The 16,626-nt window shown below is 64.3% G+C and carries 13 protein-coding genes; 7 read left to right on the top strand and 6 right to left on the bottom strand.

The genetic code is table 11. The annotated features are described in order from the left end of the window. Window positions 1–68 precede the first annotated feature (68 nt). Window positions 69–1,463, bottom strand: a complete 1,395-nt coding sequence (locus E5221_RS27620) for a VOC family protein (protein ID WP_061550250.1) — start codon at window positions 1,461–1,463, stop codon at window positions 69–71. A gap of 221 nt (window positions 1,464–1,684) precedes the next feature. Then, window positions 1,685–2,575: a LysR family transcriptional regulator gene (locus E5221_RS27615; RefSeq protein WP_182329520.1), complete on the bottom strand. Its 891-nt coding sequence runs from the start codon at window positions 2,573–2,575 to the stop codon at window positions 1,685–1,687. A gap of 136 nt (window positions 2,576–2,711) precedes the next feature. Between E5221_RS27615 and E5221_RS27610 the strand changes: the two genes are divergently transcribed. Together E5221_RS27610 and E5221_RS27605 are read left to right on the top strand one after the other, a co-directional pair. Continuing rightward, window positions 2,712–4,202 carry an aldehyde dehydrogenase family protein gene (locus E5221_RS27610; protein ID WP_003253547.1) on the top strand — a complete coding sequence of 497 codons (1,491 nt, stop codon included), beginning with the start codon at window positions 2,712–2,714 and terminating at the stop codon, window positions 4,200–4,202. A 167-nt stretch (window positions 4,203–4,369) separates the two neighbouring features. Beyond that, window positions 4,370–5,656: an FAD-binding oxidoreductase gene (locus tag E5221_RS27605; RefSeq protein WP_013974769.1), complete on the top strand. Its 1,287-nt coding sequence runs from the start codon at window positions 4,370–4,372 to the stop codon at window positions 5,654–5,656. A gap of 108 nt (window positions 5,657–5,764) precedes the next feature. Here E5221_RS27605 and E5221_RS27600 read toward each other — a convergent pair whose 3' ends face one another. Further along, complete coding sequence (locus E5221_RS27600) at window positions 5,765–7,192, bottom strand: mechanosensitive ion channel family protein (RefSeq protein ID WP_123085534.1); 1,428 nt, start codon at window positions 7,190–7,192, stop codon at window positions 5,765–5,767. Window positions 7,193–7,512: 320 nt separating this feature from the next. On the opposite strand from E5221_RS27600, the gene ycaC (E5221_RS27595) reads away from it, so the two are divergent. The 4 genes from ycaC (E5221_RS27595) to E5221_RS27580 all read left to right on the top strand — a co-directional run bounded on the left by ycaC (E5221_RS27595) (window position 7,513) and on the right by E5221_RS27580 (window position 11,642). Continuing rightward, window positions 7,513–8,142, top strand: coding sequence for an isochorismate family cysteine hydrolase YcaC (gene ycaC / locus E5221_RS27595; protein ID WP_015272313.1), 630 nt, complete (start codon window positions 7,513–7,515; stop codon window positions 8,140–8,142). 114 nt (window positions 8,143–8,256) lie between these two features. Continuing rightward, window positions 8,257–8,565 (top strand): hypothetical protein, encoded by a 309-nt coding sequence (locus tag E5221_RS27590; RefSeq protein ID WP_247846721.1) that lies wholly within the window; start codon window positions 8,257–8,259, stop codon window positions 8,563–8,565. Between the two features lie 39 nt (window positions 8,566–8,604). Beyond that, window positions 8,605–9,423: an alpha/beta hydrolase gene (locus E5221_RS27585; RefSeq protein ID WP_061550256.1), complete on the top strand. Its 819-nt coding sequence runs from the start codon at window positions 8,605–8,607 to the stop codon at window positions 9,421–9,423. A 377-nt stretch (window positions 9,424–9,800) separates the two neighbouring features. Then, window positions 9,801–11,642, top strand: coding sequence for an amidohydrolase (locus tag E5221_RS27580; protein ID WP_015272310.1), 1,842 nt, complete (start codon window positions 9,801–9,803; stop codon window positions 11,640–11,642). Window positions 11,643–11,729: 87 nt separating this feature from the next. Here the strand turns inward: E5221_RS27580 and E5221_RS27575 are convergent, their stop codons facing one another. From E5221_RS27575 to E5221_RS27565, 3 genes are all read right to left on the bottom strand, one after another. Then, entirely contained in the window at window positions 11,730–13,328 is a 1,599-nt protein-coding gene (locus E5221_RS27575; RefSeq protein WP_061550257.1) for an MFS transporter, read from the bottom strand. A gap of 1 nt (window position 13,329) precedes the next feature. Next, window positions 13,330–14,592: an OprD family porin gene (locus E5221_RS27570; RefSeq protein ID WP_061550258.1), complete on the bottom strand. Its 1,263-nt coding sequence runs from the start codon at window positions 14,590–14,592 to the stop codon at window positions 13,330–13,332. 203 nt (window positions 14,593–14,795) lie between these two features. Next, a complete protein-coding gene (locus E5221_RS27565) occupies window positions 14,796–15,707 on the bottom strand; it encodes a LysR substrate-binding domain-containing protein (RefSeq protein WP_075046740.1) in 912 nt (303 codons plus the stop codon). A 280-nt stretch (window positions 15,708–15,987) separates the two neighbouring features. Between E5221_RS27565 and ycaC (E5221_RS27560) the strand changes: the two genes are divergently transcribed. Next, the gene (ycaC, locus tag E5221_RS27560) at window positions 15,988–16,617 is read left to right on the top strand and encodes an isochorismate family cysteine hydrolase YcaC (protein ID WP_247846720.1); all 630 of its coding nucleotides are present in this window, start codon (window positions 15,988–15,990) and stop codon (window positions 16,615–16,617) included. The last annotated feature ends 9 nt before the right edge of the window (window positions 16,618–16,626 follow it).

Here is a 16,626-nt window from a genome sequence, read left to right as displayed (position 1 = left end):
CAGCGCTGGCCTCAAGGACTGCACCGAGCCTGTGGGAGCGGGTTTACCCGCGAAGAGGCCGCAATGCCTTACATCGAGCCCAGGTTCAACGCCTGTGCACACGCCTGCAGCGACCGACGCTCGCTCTGCGCATACAGCGCCAGCTCATCCTGCACCTGCAGCCCCAGCGCCGCTTCGAACGCATCGCGGTTGGCGTTGCTGCCGTACTCGGCCTGCGCATCGTCACCCAGGTTGGACTGGAAGATCCCCGCCGCGCTCACCGGCAGGAAGTCCTCGTACACCAGCGCCTCGAAGTGCACATGGCCTGCCTCGATCAACCCTTCCAGCGTGGTTGGGCGGTCGTCCTGGTCACGCGCAGCCAGGCCTTTCTCGGTGGCGAAGTAGCGGAAGTAGGCCAGCCCTTGTTCACGCATCTGTGCCAGGTCATCCGGGAACTCGGCAAAGGTGTCCTTCAGCAACGCCATGTAGCGTTCGGCATTGGCCTCGGCCGGGGCGCCACCCAGGGCGGCGCGGGTGGCGTCGAGCAGCTTGTCGTACAGCTGGCGGCCTTTCGGCGTCAGCGCCGCGCCGCGTTGCTCGATTTCGCCGAAGCGCGCGGTGTGGCTGCCTTCGCTGCCCTGCTGGTCGCTGAACGCAACCTTTTCCTGCAGGGCCTTGAAGCTGGTCTGGCGCAGCAGGATCGGGTGGCGGCGAGTGGGCGGGCCTTCGACCACGGCCTTTGGCGGGATGCCCTTGGCCGGCATGCCGAGCTGGATTGCATCGATGTCCAGGGTGCGCGGGGTCAGATGGTTGATGTGCGGGCCCTTGAAGGCCACCACATCGGCGATCAGGCGGTGCTGGTCGTGCAACTGCTGGTACTGCTCGGCAGTGACGGTGGCGTCATGGTGCCAGCGGAAGGTGTGCAGCGCTTCCTGCACGAACGCCTCGGCATCGGCGGCATTCAGGCCACCATTGCGCTCGCATTGGTCAATCAGCTCAAGGGCGCGGGCGGTGAAGATCTGGCGCTTGGCCAGGATGCTCTCTGCCAGCTCGCGCAGTTGCGGGTTGTCGATCAGCTCCAGGCGCAGCAGCGAAGTGAATACGCGGAACGGGCTGACGTGCAGCGACTGCTCGTGCACCGCGCGGAAGGCGGTGGAATGCACCGGCACACCGGCGGAACTGAGGTCGTAGTAGCCGACTGGCTGCATGCCCATGACCGCGAACAACCGGGCGATGGTGGCCAGCTCTGCGGCGGTGCCGACACGGATGGCTCCGTGGCGCTCCTGATCCAGGCGCTCGATTTCGCCGGTCCAGCGCAGGGCCTCGGCAACCTCGGGTTGCTGGGCCATGACCTGCTGGTTGATTTCGCTCACCAGCTCCAGCAGCGTGCCGTACAGGGGCACTTCCTGTTTGTACATGAGCGACATGGCGGCAGAGAACTGCGCGCGGATGCTGTCGGGGCTGACGAAATCGTGGGCGGGCATCGCTAGCTTCCTGGTTGGGTTCGGACGCTTACATGAAAGCTGGGAATGCACTTTGCTCACAAGCGAAAAAAAGTGAGTGTGTCATTCCTTTTTTGATCGACCTCAAGGGCCCTTTCGCGGGCACGCCCGCACCCACAGGTTGGACACAGGATTCAGCAATTGTGGAGCTCCCTGTGGGAGCTGGCTTGCCGGCGATGGGCCGCAAAGCGGCCCCGGCAATCTCAAGCCTGAAGCTGCTCGCGAATCCATTCCACCAACGCCCTTACCTTAGGCACCTCCGCCGCATGCTCGGCATACGCCAGGTAATGCGCCCCGGCACTGCGCATCGCATGGTTCCACGGCACCATCAAACTCCCCTCGGCCAGCTCCTTCGCCGCCAGGTAGCGCGGCACCAACGCCACCCCGCACCCGGCCTGCGCCGCGCTCAAGGCCATGTAGAAGGTATCGAAGCGCGGCCCGTGGTAGGCGCTGACGCTCTGCAAGCCCAACTCCAGGAACCACTCGTGCCAGGCCTCTGGCCGCGAGGTGCTCTGCAGCAACACCAGTTCGGCCAGCTCCCCGGCATCGTTCAGTTCACGCCCGGCCAGCAACTCCGGCGCACATACCGGCACCACCTCTTCACCGAACAGCTCCACGCAGGTGGCCCCCGGCCAAGTGCCCTGGCCATAGAAGAACACCACGTCCGCCGAGCCTTGCAGCAGGGCGAAAGGCTCCATTTCGTTGCGGATGTCCAGGTGGATGTTGTTGTGGCGCTTGCCAAAACCCTTGAGGTGCGGGATCAACCAGCGCACGCCAAAACTCGGCTGAGTGGCTACCTTCAATATCTCGGTCTGCTCGCCGTAGGTGAGCACGTAGCGGCTGGACATATCCACCTGGGTGAGGATCTTGTTGACCTCGGCCAGGTACAGGCTGCCCGCCGGTGTCAGCTGCAGGCGGCGACGGATACGCAGGAACAGGTGGTGGCGCAGCATGTCTTCAAGCTGCGCCACCTGCTTGCTGACCGCGCTCTGGGTCAGGTGCAGCTCTTCGGCGGCACGGGTAAAGCTCAAATGGCGGGCTGCAGCTTCGAAGCACTGCAGGGCGGTCATGGAGGGCACCAGGCGTTTGGACATAGCGGTCTCTGCGGCTCAAATCATTACCTGACGGAATGATATGCGGAATAAAGGTCGTTTGTTGCACCGGTGTGATCGGATTAATACTGATCCACATCATTTTTCCACCCCATCACCCGATGTAGGAGATGCACAAATGGTTGCTGGACTGCTCGAGCGCCTTGGCGTTGCTGCCGAGGCTTACACCCAGGGCGACTACCCTGTTCACACGCCGATCGACGGCAGCCAGATCGCCTCGGTGAAACTGCTCGGCAAGGCCGAGACCATCGCCCGCATCGATCAGGCCCAGAGCGCCTTCGAAGCCTGGCGCAGCGTGCCGGCCCCGCGCCGTGGCGAGCTGGTGCGCCTGTTCGGCGAAGTGCTGCGTGAGCACAAGGCCGACCTCGGCGAGCTGGTTTCGATCGAAGCCGGCAAGATCACCCAGGAAGGCCTGGGCGAAGTGCAGGAAATGATCGACATCTGCGACTTCGCCGTTGGCCTGTCGCGCCAGCTGTACGGCCTGACCATCGCTTCCGAGCGCCCTGGCCACCATATGCGTGAAACCTGGCACCCGCTGGGCGTGGTCGGCGTGATCAGCGCCTTCAACTTCCCGGTCGCAGTCTGGGCCTGGAACACCGCCCTGGCCCTGGTCGCCGGTAACTCGGTGGTATGGAAACCGTCCGAGAAGACCCCGCTGACCGCCCTGGCCTGCCAGGCGCTGTTCGAAAAAGCCCTGAAAGCCTTTGGTGATGCCCCGGCTGGCCTGGCACAACTGGTGATCGGCGGCCGTGAAGCCGGCGAAGCCATGGTCGACGACCCGCGCGTACCGCTGGTCAGCGCCACCGGCAGCACCCGCATGGGTCGCGAAGTCGGCCCACGTGTGGCTGCCCGCTTCGGCCGCAGCATCCTCGAGCTGGGTGGCAACAACGCCATGATCCTGGCCCCGAGCGCCGACCTCGACCTGGCCGTGCGTGGCATCCTGTTCTCCGCAGTCGGCACCGCCGGCCAGCGTTGCACCACCCTGCGCCGCCTGATCGTGCACCGTTCGATCAAGGACGAAGTGGTTGCCCGCGTCAAAGCCGCCTACGGCAAGGTTCGCATCGGTGATCCACGCAAGGACAACCTGGTGGGCCCGCTGATCGACAAGCAGTCGTTCGACGCCATGCAGGGCGCGCTGGCCAAGGCCCGCGACGAAGGTGGCCAGGTATTTGGTGGCGAGCGTCAGCTGGCCGATCAGTACCCGAACGCCTACTACGTATCGCCTGCCATCGCCGAAATGCCGGCGCAGAGCGACGTGGTGCGCCACGAAACCTTCGCCCCGATTCTGTACGTGCTGGCCTACGACGACTTCGAAGAGGCCCTGCGCCTGAACAACGAAGTGCCACAAGGCCTGTCGTCGTGCATCTTTACCACCGACATCCGTGAGGCCGAACGCTTCCAGAGCGCCTCGGGCAGCGACTGCGGCATCGCCAACGTCAACATCGGTACCAGCGGCGCCGAGATCGGCGGTGCGTTCGGTGGCGAGAAGGAGACTGGTGGTGGCCGTGAGTCCGGTTCGGACGCCTGGAAAGGCTACATGCGTCGCCAGACCAACACCGTGAACTACTCGCGCGAACTGCCGCTGGCGCAGGGTATCGTGTTCGACTGATCGGCTGATGCTGCATGGCCGGGGGCCTGGCCCCCGGTTCGCGGGTAAACCCGCTCCCACAGGTACAACACAGTTCTTGAAACCTGTGATGCACCTGTGGGAGCGGGTTTACCCGCGAATGGGCCGCACAACGGCCCCAAACAAGAACAAATTGCTGGAGCCGGGCCATGTCCGAACTGCGTCAAGAATGCTTGTGGGAATTCGTCAGCAAACCGACCGTCGCCGCCCAGGCCCTGGCCGGTGAGCACAAGGCCGATGTCTGCGTGATCGGTGGCGGCATCACCGGCCTGTCGGCGGCCATCCACCTGCTCGAACAGGGCAAGTCGGTGATCCTGCTGGAGGCCTGGAAGATCGGTCACGGTGGCTCCGGGCGCAACGTCGGCCTGGTCAACGCCGGCACCTGGATCCGCCCCGACGATGTCGAGGCCACCCTCGGCCTGCAGCAGGGCAGCCGCCTGAACAAGGTGCTCGGCGAAGCCCCGGCCGAAGTGTTCGCCATGATCGAACGCCTTGGCATCGACTGCCAGGCCCAGCACAAAGGCACGCTGCACATGGCGCACAACGCCACCGGTATCGCCGACCTGGAGGCCCGCCACGAACAATGGCGCCGCCGTGGTGCCGATGTGGAGCTGCTGACCGGCGCCCAGTGCCAGGAATACTGCGGCACCGACAAGATTTCCGCCGCGCTGCTCGACCGCCGCGCCGGCACCATCAACCCCATGGGCTACACCCAGGGCCTGGCCGCAGCGGTGGCACGCCTGGGTGGCAAGCTGTTCCAGCAGTCTTCGGTCGAAGGCCTGGAGCGTGACGGCGATGCCTGGCGGGTGAAGACCGCACGTGGTTCGGTGCGCGCCGACAAGGTGGTGATTTCCACTGGTGCCTACACCGAAGGCGACTGGAGCAACCTGCAGAAGCAGTTCTTCCGTGGCTACTACTACCAGGTGGCATCCAAGCCGTTGCAGGGTGCTGCAGCCGACAAGGTGCTGCCACATGGCCAAGGCTCATGGGACACCCGCACCGTGCTCAGCAGCATCCGTCGCGACGACCAGGGCCGCCTGCTGCTCGGCAGCCTGGGCCGGGTCGACAACAAGCCGGCGTGGTTCGTGCGCAGCTGGGCTGACCGCATCCAGAGCCACTATTACCCGGAGCTGGGCAAGGTCGAGTGGGAAATGCACTGGACCGGTTGCATCGACTTCACCCCGGACCACCTGATGCGCCTGTTCGAACCGGCGCCGGGGCTGGTGGCGGTGACCGGGTACAACGGGCGGGGCAATACTACTGGGACCGTGATTGGCCGGGCGTTTGCCGAGTTCCTGCTGAAGGGGGAGGCGGGCAGCCTGCCGATTCCGTTCTCACCGATGAAGGGCGTGAGTGCGCCCTCGCTGCGGACTGCGTTCTATGAGTCCGGGTTCTCGCTGTACCACGCGGGGCAATGTTTGAGAGTTGTGTTGTAAATACTGGCCTCTTCGCGGGTAAACCCGCTCCCACAGAAACTGCGCAAAATCTGAACGCTGCGCAGTACCTGTGGGAGCGGGTTTACCCGCGAAGAGGCCGGCACAGGCTTATTTGTGCAACCAGCTGAGAAAACCGCCCTTCTTGATCGAAACCGGCTTCTGCAGCAACAACGACTCCCGGCTCTGCCGCCGAAACCGCTGCAACTTGCTCAACGCCGTTTGCACATCGCCGCGTTGCACCAGGCAGCTCTTCACCTGCTCCTTGTCGATCCGGTACAGCACGCAACCGGTCAATGTGCGGAATTCGGCAAACGACTGCTCATCGTCGATGATCCCCTCGATCCCGAGCACCTCGCCCGGCCCCATGCGCCCGGCCTCGACCAGCTTGTCGCCATCGCGGATCGACGCCGAAACCACCCCGCTGCCAATCACCAGCAAGTGATCGGAATGCTCGCCCACGCCCAGGATTACCTGGTCGGCCAGGTATTCCACCGCCGTCATACGCTGGCTCAACGCATCGCGCTCTTCCGCGCTCAGCGAGCGGAACACCCGCACCTCGTCCAGCACCTCGCGCTGGCGGCTGCGTGGTGGCATGGCCAGGTCGGTGTTCCACATCACCCCGCTGGCCTCCAGGTGCCGGTGGGCCAGGTCGAACAGCTGGTTGCGCGCGTCGCCCTTGGCGCCCGCGTCGGCTACGAAGCCGCTGGCTTCGTACTCCACTGATTCCAGCGTCGAGGCTTTCACCGTCACCTTTGGTCTTGGTGTAGCCAGGATGGCACTGACGCCTTGCAAGGCTTTTTCCAGAGCATCGAACACCCGTTTGGGCCGCACCTTGGCCGGTACCACCACGCTGACCGACACCCCGTGCACATCGGCCGGGCGGCTGTGGTTGAGCAGCCGGGCCTTGGCCGCCACCGAGTTGGGGATCACCGCCAGGCTGCCGGTGCTGGTGAGCAGGCGGGTGGCACGCCAGTCGATTTCCAGCACCTTGCCTTCGGTGCTATCGATGGAGATCGAGTCGCCAATCTGATACGGCCGCGTGGTGTTCAGGATGATGCCACTGAACACGTCGGCCAATGTGCTCTGCAGCGCCAGGCCGATGACGATGGCCATTACCCCCGATGTAGCCAGCAGGCCCTTCACCGGCAACTGCAACACATAACCTGCGGCGGCGACCACCGCAGCCAGGAAGATCAGCGCCCCCAGCACATCCTGCAGCAAACGCCCGCCATGGCTGCCACGGGCACCCAGCAACAGGCCGAACACCACCGTCACCGTGCGTGCGCCGAACAGCCACCAGCCGATCGCCAGTACCGTGGCGATCAGGTTGCGCGAGACATCATCGGGCCAGGGTGGTGGTTGCATCGGGCTCATGCCGGCAGCCACCAGTACCGAGCTGAACAGCAGGAACAGCACCAGCCGCGCGCCGATGCGCCAGGCGCGTTGCTGGAGAGGAATCAATTGCCAGAGCACGAGGTCGAGCAGGACCAGGGCGGTGCCGAGCAACAACGGGTATGACTGGATGAACGCCAGCATGGTGGTCTCGGGTGAGGGGAGGGTTGTGGGTAGTAATAGAGCAGGTTGGCCGGGCAGGCAATGGGGCCTGTGCCGGCCTCTTCGCGGCTAAAGCCGCTCCCACAGGGATTGCGCTGGATCTGAATCGTGCGCAGTACCTGTAGGAGCGGCTTTAGCCGCGAAAGGGCCGGTCGAGCCCATACAAAACCATCGTTCATAAAACAGAACGCTAGAGCCAAAAATCGCTATCTACCGCCCAAAAGGTCATGGTTTTAATCTTCTCCCATCAACGCGAAACACCCAACTTACTGAAAAGATCAAAACCCTTAGGAGCAACGACCATGACCAACTTCAAATACAACCGCCTGAACAAAGACGACGCCGCTGTCCTGCTGGTCGACCACCAGGCTGGCCTGCTGTCCCTGGTCCGCGACATCGAGCCGGACGCGTTCAAGAACAACGTATTGGCCCTGGCCGACCTGGCCAAGTTCTTCAACCTGCCGACCATCCTCACCACCAGCTTCGAGCAAGGCCCCAACGGCCCGCTGGTACCAGAGCTGAAAGCCCTGTTCCCGGACGCCCCCTACATCGCCCGCCCAGGCCAGATCAACGCCTGGGACAACGAGGACTTCGTCAAGGCGGTGAAGGCCACGGGCAAGAAGCAGCTGATCATCGCCGGCGTGGTGACCGAAGTGTGCGTAGCCTTCCCGGCGCTGTCGGCCCTGGAAGAAGAGTTTGAAGTGTTCGTGGTCACCGATGCCTCCGGCACCTTCAACGCCATGACCCGCGACGCCGCCCACGACCGCATGAGCCAGGCCGGCGCACAACTGATGACCTGGTTCGGCGTGGCCTGTGAGTTGCACCGCGACTGGCGCAACGACATCGAAGGCCTGGCCGCGCTGTGCTCCAACCACATCCCGGACTACCGCAACCTGATCACCAGTTACAACGCTTTCAACGCCAGCAAATAAGCCAGATGCGCGGGCACCGCCAGCCGGTGCCCGCCAAGGCAGCACACCTGTCCAATCCAGCGCCCGTCCGCCGTTGCACAGTGGATGCGGGCAAGCTCATCCCAAGGAACGCCGATGAACACCGCACCCCAAGACAACCGCGACGTAGTGACCGTATGCCTGCAACACAAGGTAATCGCCAGTTCGACGGGCACCACGCCGGCGCAACCGCCGCGCTGGAAGCAGGCGCTGCTGACCTACCTGGTGATCTGCCCGATGACCATGATCATTCCACAACTGCTGGCGCCGCTGTTCGCACGCTTCCCGCAGCTGGGGGGCGTGATCATCGGCAACCTGATCGTCAACCTGTTCGTCATCCTGCCCGTGGTGTTCTACATCATGCCTTGGGTAACCCGCCGCTGCGCCAACTGGCTGCGTGGCTGAGCCCGGCCTTTACCTCGACATTTTCAAGGAGATACCGACATGAGCACGTTCGTTACCCGCGATGGCACTTCGATCTACTTCAAGGACTGGGGCAGCGGCAAACCTGTGCTGTTCAGCCACGGCTGGCCACTGGATGCCGACATGTGGGATTCGCAGATGGAATTCCTGGCCAGCCGCGGCTACCGCGCCATCGCCTTCGACCGCCGTGGTTTCGGACGTTCGAGCCAGCCATGGAACGGCTACGACTACGACACCTTCGCCGATGACATCGCCCAGCTGATCGAACACCTCGACCTGCGCGACGTGACCTTGGTGGGCTTCTCGATGGGTGGCGGCGACGTCAGCCGCTACATCGCCCGCCACGGCAGCGAGCGTGTGGCCGGGCTGGTGCTGCTGGGCGCGGTGACGCCGGTGTTCGGCAAGCGTGACGACAACCCTGAAGGTGTCGACCTATCGGTGTTCGAGGGTATCTGCGCCGGCCTGCGTGCCGACCGGGCGCAGTTCATCGCCGATTTCGCCACGCCGTTCTATGGCATCAACCATGGGCAGCAGGTGTCCCAGGGTGTGCAGACCCAGACCTTGAACATTGCGCTGATGGCATCGATCAAGGGCACCTTGGATTGCGTGACCGCGTTCTCCGAAACCGACTTCCGCCCGGATATGGCCAAGATCGATGTGCCGACCCTGGTGATCCACGGTGACGACGACCAGATCGTGCCGTTCGAGAGTACCGGCAAGCGGGCGGCGGAGCTGATTCGTGGGGCTGAGCTGAAGGTGTACGCGGGGGCGCCGCACGGGTTTGCGGTGACTCATGCACAGCAACTCAATCACGACTTGCTGGCGTTCCTTCAGAAGTAACTGTGCTGGGGCATTCGCGGGTAAACCCGCTCCCACAAGGGACACCACAGTCTTCAAGGCCGGTGGTGTCCCTGTGGGAGCGGGTTCACCCGCGAAGAGGCCAGCCCAGGCAGCGCAGATGCTGAACAAGGCTAACCTTCAACAACCCACCGCACATCCATCCAAGCCTTGCCCCTACACCAACCGGCATGCTCCGCAGTTGCGCCTGCCCGCTGCCGCACCAGACGGAGAACCCCATGTCCCAGGACCGCAACGACAAGACCCGTCGCCAGTTCCTCGCCACCAGTACCGTGCTCGGTGCCGCTGGCGCGCTCTGGTCCGCATTGCCCTTTACCGGTTCCGCCGGTTCCGCTCACGCATCCACCCAAGGAGGTTCCATGACCGCCGATCTGATTCTGTTCAACGGCAAACTGCACACCGTTGATCGTGAAAAGCCCACCGCGACCGCCGTCGCCATCAAGGATGGCCGTTTCATCGCCGTGGGCAACGACGCCGAAGCCATGGCCCACAAGGGCGCCACCACGCAGATCATCGACCTCAAGCAGCGTACGGTCATCCCTGGCCTGAACGACTCGCACCTGCACCTGATCCGTGGTGGCCTGAACTACAACCTGGAGCTGCGCTGGGAAGGCGTGCCTTCGGTGGCCGATGCCCTGCGCATGCTCAAGGACCAGGCCGCGCGCACGCCGACCCCGCAATGGGTGCGCGTGGTCGGGGGCTGGAACGAGTTCCAGTTCGCCGAAAAACGCATGCCCACCCTGGAGGAAATCAACCAGGCCGCACCTGACACCCCGGTATTCCTGCTGCACCTGTATGACCGCGCACTGCTCAACCGCGCTGCGCTCAAGGCAGTCGGCTACACCAAGGACACGCCCAACCCGCCGGGCGGCGAGATCCAGCGTGACAAGTTCGGCAACCCGACCGGCATGCTCATCGCCCGCCCCAACGCGATGATCCTCTACGCCACCCTGGCCAAGGGGCCGAAGCTGCCGCTGGAATACCAGGTCAACTCCACCCGCCAGTTCATGCGCGAGCTCAACCGCCTGGGCCTGACCAGTGCCATCGATGCCGGTGGTGGCTACCAGAACTACCCGGACGACTATCAGGTGATCCAGGAGCTGGCCGACAACAACCAGCTGACCGTGCGCATTGCCTACAACCTGTTCACCCAGAAGCCCAAGGAAGAGCTGGACGACTTCCGCAAGTGGACCTCCAGCGTGAAGCTGCACAGCGGTACCGACTTCCTGCGCCACAATGGCGCCGGCGAGATGCTGGTGTTTTCCGCCGCCGACTTCGAGGACTTCCTCGAACCGCGCCCGGACCTGCCGCAAACCATGGAGCAAGAGCTGGAGCCGGTGGTGCGCCACCTGGTCGAGCAGCGCTGGCCGTTCCGCCTGCATGCCACCTACAACGAATCGATCACGCGCATGCTCGACGTGTTCGAGAAGGTCAACCGGGACATCCCGTTCAATGGCCTGCCGTGGTTCTTCGACCACGCCGAAACCATCACCCCGCAGAACATCGAGCGTGTGCGTGCGCTGGGCGGCGGTATCGCGATCCAGGACCGCATGGCCTTCCAGGGTGAGTATTTCGTCGACCGCTACGGTGCCAAGGCTGCCGAGCAGACCCCGCCGATCAAGCGCATGCTCGACATGGGCGTGCCGGTGGGCGCCGGTACCGACGCCACCCGCGTGTCCAGCTACAACCCGTGGACCTCGCTGTACTGGCTGGTCAGCGGCAAGACCGTCGGTGGCATGGAGCTGTACCCGGAAGGCCTCAGCCGTGACACCGCGCTGCAGCTGTTCACCCAGGGCAGCGCCTGGTTCTCCAGCGAGCAGGGCAAGAAAGGCCAGATCAAGGTGGGCCAGCTGGCTGACCTGGCGGCGCTGTCGCTGGACTTCTTCAGTGTCGATGAAGAGGCGATCAAGGGCATCGAGTCGGTGCTGACCGTGGTCGATGGCAAGGTGGTGTATGGCGCGGCGGAATTCGACAAGCTCGGCCCGCCCCAGGTGCCGGTGCTGCCGGAGTGGTCTCCGGTGACCAAGGTGCCGGGCCACTGGCGCGTGGGCACGCCGTCGCTGGCAGCGGTGGCGCACCAGTGTGTCGGGCCTTGCGGGGTGCATGCGCACAGCCATGAGAAGGCACGGCATTCGAGTGTGCCGGTGAATGACTTCCAGGGCTTCTGGGGGGCGCTGGGTTGTTCGTGCTTTGCTTTCTAAGCTGAGCTGATGTGAAAAAGGGGGGCCAGTTATTGGCCCCCCTTTTTTGTTCCTTCAGTGCTGGCCCTATCGCCGGCAAGGCCAACATCAATGGTGAGCCTTGTGCTCAGCTCCAGCCAACAGATGCCGAATCTGCACTTCCACCCCATCGGTCTGCAGCATCCGCACCCTGGCCTCGATCTTCAGCTCACCCCGGGTTACCCGGTGGTGATGCCTCAAATGCTCCAGCCACGATTCCTCGAAGAAGAACTCCAGCCACAACGCCGGGTCCGCACTGTCGCGCATCAACCCCCACGACAACGCGCCATTGCGCTTGCGCATCGCCTCCAGCTCCCGCGCTGCCTGCTGGAAGGCCTCGGCCTTGGCCGGGTCGATGTGGTATTCCACGGTGACCATCACCGGCCCGCTTTCGTTGTCCATGTCGTCGCTCAGCAGCGGCACCGGCCAATGCAGTGACGGCGTCAGCTCCTCGGCTGCGGTTTCCGGCAGCGTCACCTTGCAGGTCAGCAGCGTGCCCAGCGCCAGGCCTCCTGCGGCCAGCAGCAGGCTCAAGGTGATCGTTGCATGGCTGGCCAGCGTGCCCCACAGCAAACCGCCACTGGCCATGGCACCAAAGAAGATCAGGATGTACACCGACAGCGCCCGCGCCCGTACCCAGGCCGGCACCGAGGTCTGCGCCGCCACCTGCAGGTTGGACAGCACGGCAATCCACGCCGCGCCGCTAAGCAGCATTGCCGGCAGCAGCACATAGAAGTTGCGTACCAGCGCCAGGGCCAGCAGGAACAGGGCATACAGCAGGCTGGCGAGCAGCACCAGGCGGTCGCGGCTGATGCGTTCGCGCAGGCGGGGCAGCAAGGTGGCGCCGGCCACCGCGCCGATGCCGATGGCCGCCAGCAGCAGGCCGAAATCGGCGGCGCTGCCATGCATCTCGCCACGCACGATCAACGGCAGCAGCGAGGTGCCGGCGCTGGCGCAGAAAAAGAATGCCAAGGCGCGCAATATCACCGCCTGCAAGGGCTTGGCACTGCGCGCGAAACGCAGCCCGGTGCGCATGGCGCCGACGAAGCGCTCGGCCGGCAGCAGCGGCTCCTTCACCTCGCGCTTCCACAGGAACAGCACCAGGATCACCCCGGCGAACGAGATGGCATTCAAGGCGAAGGTCAACCACGGGCCGACCATGCTCACCACCACGCCCGCCAAAGCCGGGCCGATGGCGCGCGACACGTTGATACCGACACTGGAAAGCGCCACCGCGTTGGCCAGGTCGTCCTTGCCTACCAGCTCCGGTGTCAGCGCGCTCCAGGCCGGCATCATCAGTGCCGTGCCGATGCCCAACGCCAGGGTAAGCACCAGCAGCAGGGTGACGTTCATCAGCCCGAGCAGGGTCAGGGCCGCCAGCACCACGGCCACCGAAGACATCCACAGTTGCACCAGCAACAGGTAGCGGCGCTTGTCGACGATATCCGCCGCCGCGCCGGCCGGCAGGGCGAGGAAGAACATTGGTAGCGAGCCGGCTACCTGGATCAGGGCCACGTGCAACGGGCTGGCCGACAGCGTGGTCATCAGCCAGCCGGCGCCCACCTCATGCATCCAGGTGCCGATGTTGGAAGCGATGGTGGCGATCCACAGCATGCGGAAGGTGGCGTTGCGCAATGGGCTCCAGGCGCCTGAAGGGGACGTGCTCATATCAGAAGCTGCCTTTGAGTGGGTATTCGATGATCAGGTAGATCCGGTCGATGTCATCGCCAGCCTGGGCCTGGTTGGCGCGGTGGCTGACGTGGGAAAACGACAGGCTCAGGTCCTTGGCGGCGCCCGACTGCACCACGTATTTCAGGTCGATGTCGCGCTCCCAGTGCTTGCCGCCGTCGCCGTACTGGCCCACATAGGCGCCGCCTGCCGGAGCATGGCTGCCGTCGATCCCACGGCCGCTGACGTAGCGGCCCATCAGGCTCAGGCCGGGGGCGCCGAGGGTGGCGAAGTCGAGGTCGTAGCGCAGTTGCCACGAGCGCTCGCCGGGGCCGTTGAAGTCGGCGTACTTGATCGAGTTGGCCAGGTAGATGGAGTCGCCGCCGACGAAGTCGAACGGGGTATCGCCCTCGACCTTCTGGTAGGCCAGGCTCAGCGCCTGCGCGCCAAAGCTATACCTGGCCAGCAGGCTGTAGGCGAGGGTGTCGATGGCCCCGGCACTGGCATTGCCGGTGTCGCGGGTCTTGTACAGGTTGCCGTCCAGGCGCCAGTTGCCCTCGGCCAGGTTCAGGTTGAGGTAGGCCTGGCGCCAGGTGTCCTCCAGCTGGCCTGCGTACAGTGCGCCGCCGAATGGCCCGTCGGGTGCGAACGCGGCACCGGCCAGGCTGATGGCACGGTTGTCGGTGGTGGCGCCGTAGCCGCTGAAGTCATCATGGCTGGAGCTGTTGTCCTGGTTGTTGAAGGCGGTGAAGTGCCCGGCCTGCAGGCGCCAGTCGGGCAGGTCGGTGTTGTCCAGGAACCAGCCGGTGGCGTACTCCGGGTGCAGGCGTTTGTCGCTGGTGTCGAACACCGGGGTTTCCACGGTCATTTCGCCGTAGCGCAGTTGGGTATTGCCCATCCGCAGCTTGAGTGCGGCGCCGGCGCTGGAGTAGTCGGACTCGGCGCGGCCATCGCTGTCGCGCGGCAGCAGGCCGGTGCCGGCATGGCCGCGGCCGCCGTCCAGCTTGAGGCCGAGAAAACCATGGGCATCGATGCCGACGCCGAGTGTGCCCTCGGTGAAGCCGGAGCGGATTTCGCCAATGAAGCCCTGGGCCCATTCCTGGCGGTAGTTCTGGCTACTGCCGGAGGGCGAGCGGAAGTCGCTGTGCAGGAAGTAGTTGCGGCTGAGCAGCGACCAGCCGGGCTCTTCGGCCTGGCTGAGCGCCGGGCACAGGGCGAGGGTGGCGAGCAGGGCGCGGCCTGGTCCGTGGGTGGCGCGGATCATGGGGGCTCCGGGAGGGATGATCCGAGACTGTGGAGGAAGGATAGGCCAGGGGTCTTGTATGCGTGTGCTCTGGCTGTTCTTGCCTGTGCCGGCCTCTTCGCGGGTGAACCCGCTCCTACAGATACTGCACAAACCTTGGGGCTAGTGGTGACCCTGTGGGAGCGGGTTTACCCGCGAAGAGGCCGGCACAGGCGGCAACCGGCTCAAGCCATGTCGCTGATGGCGAATTCTTCGGCCAGATGATCGATCAGCGCCCGCACCGATGGCAGCAACCCCCGCCGTGACGGGAAGATCGCATGCACGATGCCGCAACGCGGGTGCCATTCCGGCAACAACTCTACCAGCCGACCCGCCGCCAAGTCTTCGCGCACCGCCACCCGCGGCAGGTGCGCAATACCCACCCCGGCCACCACGAAATGGCGCAGGGCGAACAGGTCGTCCGTCACCATGCGCGGTGTGTGCGGGATGACGATGCTGCGGCTGCTGTCCTCACCCTGGAACAGCTCCCACTGGTACTCACGCTGGGCGCTGCCCCAATGCAGGCTCGGCAGCGTGCCGAGCAGCTGCGGGTCGAAGCCCTTGGGCAACTGCTCCAGGTACTGCGGCTGGCCGACCAGGCACTGGGTACTGTTGCTCAGCACCTTCATCACCATGTCGGTGTTCTCCAGCGGCGGAAAGCGCACCCGTAGGGCGATGTCGAAACCCTCGTGCAGCAGGTCGACGCGGCGGTTGGTGCTCTCGATGAACAGCTCCACCTGCGGGTACTTGAGCATGTAGCGGGTCAGCATCGGCCCGACCCAGGAATTGAGCAGGGTGGTCGGGCAACTGATACGCACCAGGCCGCGCGGTTCGCTGCGGTTGCGCTCGATGATCTCCGCCGCGCCCTCTGCCTCCACGCGCATGGCCAGGCAGCGGTTGTAGTAGGCCTGGCCGATCTCGGTGAGCGAACAATGGCGGCTGGTGCGGTGCAGCAGGCGCACGCCCAGTCGGTCTTCGAGATCGGCGATACGCCGGCTTAGCTTCGACTTGGGCATGTCCAGTGCCCGGCCAGCCGGGGCGAAGCCGCCGTGCTCGACTACCTGGGTGAAGTAGTAGAGGGAGTTGAGGTCTTCCAATGATCGGTCTCCGGGTGTTTGGTTGCCTGTGCCGGCCCTTTCGCGGGTAAACCCGCTCCTACAGGTAATGCACAGGGCTCAAGCCCGGCGCCATCCCTGTGGGAGCGGGTTTACCCGCGAAGAGGCCGGCACAGCCCCTACAAATCCATCGTTCATAAAACGGAACGCTAAAGCCAAATTCTGCTACCTACCGCCAAAAAGGTGATGATTTTAATCTGTGCCCATCAACGCGAAACACCCCCGAATGCTGAAAAATTCATAACCCTTAGGAGCACAGACCATGAGCAAATTCACCTTAAACCGCCTGAACAAAGACGACGCCGCTGTCCTGCTAGTCGACCACCAGGCTGGCCTGCTGTCCCTGGTCCGTGACATCGAGCCGGACAAGTTCAAGAACAACGTGCTGGCCCTGGCCGACCTGGCCAAGTTCTTCAACCTGCCGACCATCCTCACCACCAGCTTCGAGCAAGGCCCCAACGGCCCGCTGGTACCAGAGCTGAAAGCCCTGTTCCCGGACGCCCCGTACATCGCCCGCCCAGGCCAGATCAACGCCTGGGACAACGAGGACTTCGTCAAGGCGGTGAAGGCCACCGGCAAGAAGCAGCTGATCATTGCTGGCGTGGTGACTGAGGTCTGTGTAGCGTTCCCGGCGCTGTCGGCCCTGGAAGAGGAGTTCGAAGTGTTCGTGGTGACCGATGCTTCCGGCACCTTCAACGAAATGACCCGCGATGCTGCCCATGACCGCATGAGCCGCGCCGGCGCGCAAATGATGACCTGGTTCGGCGTGGCCTGTGAGCTGCACCGCGACTGGCGCAACGACATCGAAGGGCTGGCGGCGCTGTGCTCCAACCACATTCCGGATTATCGCAACCTGATTACCAGCTACAGCGCGTTGACTGCGGGTAAGTAACAGCCCGTT

This window comes from Pseudomonas sp. A2, assembly GCF_023100865.1.
Lineage (GTDB): Bacteria > Pseudomonadota > Gammaproteobacteria > Pseudomonadales > Pseudomonadaceae > Aquipseudomonas > Aquipseudomonas asiatica.
Note: the sequence above shows the minus strand (reverse complement) of the source record. Positions and strands in the feature narration are given on the sequence as shown.

Coding starts and splice junctions, on each gene's coding strand:
- E5221_RS27620 (WP_061550250.1), bottom strand. CDS start 1,463: ATGCCCGCCCACGATTTCGTCAGCCCCGACAGCATCCGCGCGCAGTTC.
- E5221_RS27615 (WP_182329520.1), bottom strand. CDS start 2,575: ATGTCCAAACGCCTGGTGCCCTCCATGACCGCCCTGCAGTGCTTCGAA.
- E5221_RS27610 (WP_003253547.1), top strand. CDS start 2,712: ATGGTTGCTGGACTGCTCGAGCGCCTTGGCGTTGCTGCCGAGGCTTAC.
- E5221_RS27605 (WP_013974769.1), top strand. CDS start 4,370: ATGTCCGAACTGCGTCAAGAATGCTTGTGGGAATTCGTCAGCAAACCG.
- E5221_RS27600 (WP_123085534.1), bottom strand. CDS start 7,192: ATGCTGGCGTTCATCCAGTCATACCCGTTGTTGCTCGGCACCGCCCTG.
- ycaC (WP_015272313.1), top strand. CDS start 7,513: ATGACCAACTTCAAATACAACCGCCTGAACAAAGACGACGCCGCTGTC.
- E5221_RS27590 (WP_247846721.1), top strand. CDS start 8,257: ATGAACACCGCACCCCAAGACAACCGCGACGTAGTGACCGTATGCCTG.
- E5221_RS27585 (WP_061550256.1), top strand. CDS start 8,605: ATGAGCACGTTCGTTACCCGCGATGGCACTTCGATCTACTTCAAGGAC.
- E5221_RS27580 (WP_015272310.1), top strand. CDS start 9,801: ATGACCGCCGATCTGATTCTGTTCAACGGCAAACTGCACACCGTTGAT.
- E5221_RS27575 (WP_061550257.1), bottom strand. CDS start 13,328: ATGAGCACGTCCCCTTCAGGCGCCTGGAGCCCATTGCGCAACGCCACC.
- E5221_RS27570 (WP_061550258.1), bottom strand. CDS start 14,592: ATGATCCGCGCCACCCACGGACCAGGCCGCGCCCTGCTCGCCACCCTC.
- ycaC (WP_247846720.1), top strand. CDS start 15,988: ATGAGCAAATTCACCTTAAACCGCCTGAACAAAGACGACGCCGCTGTC.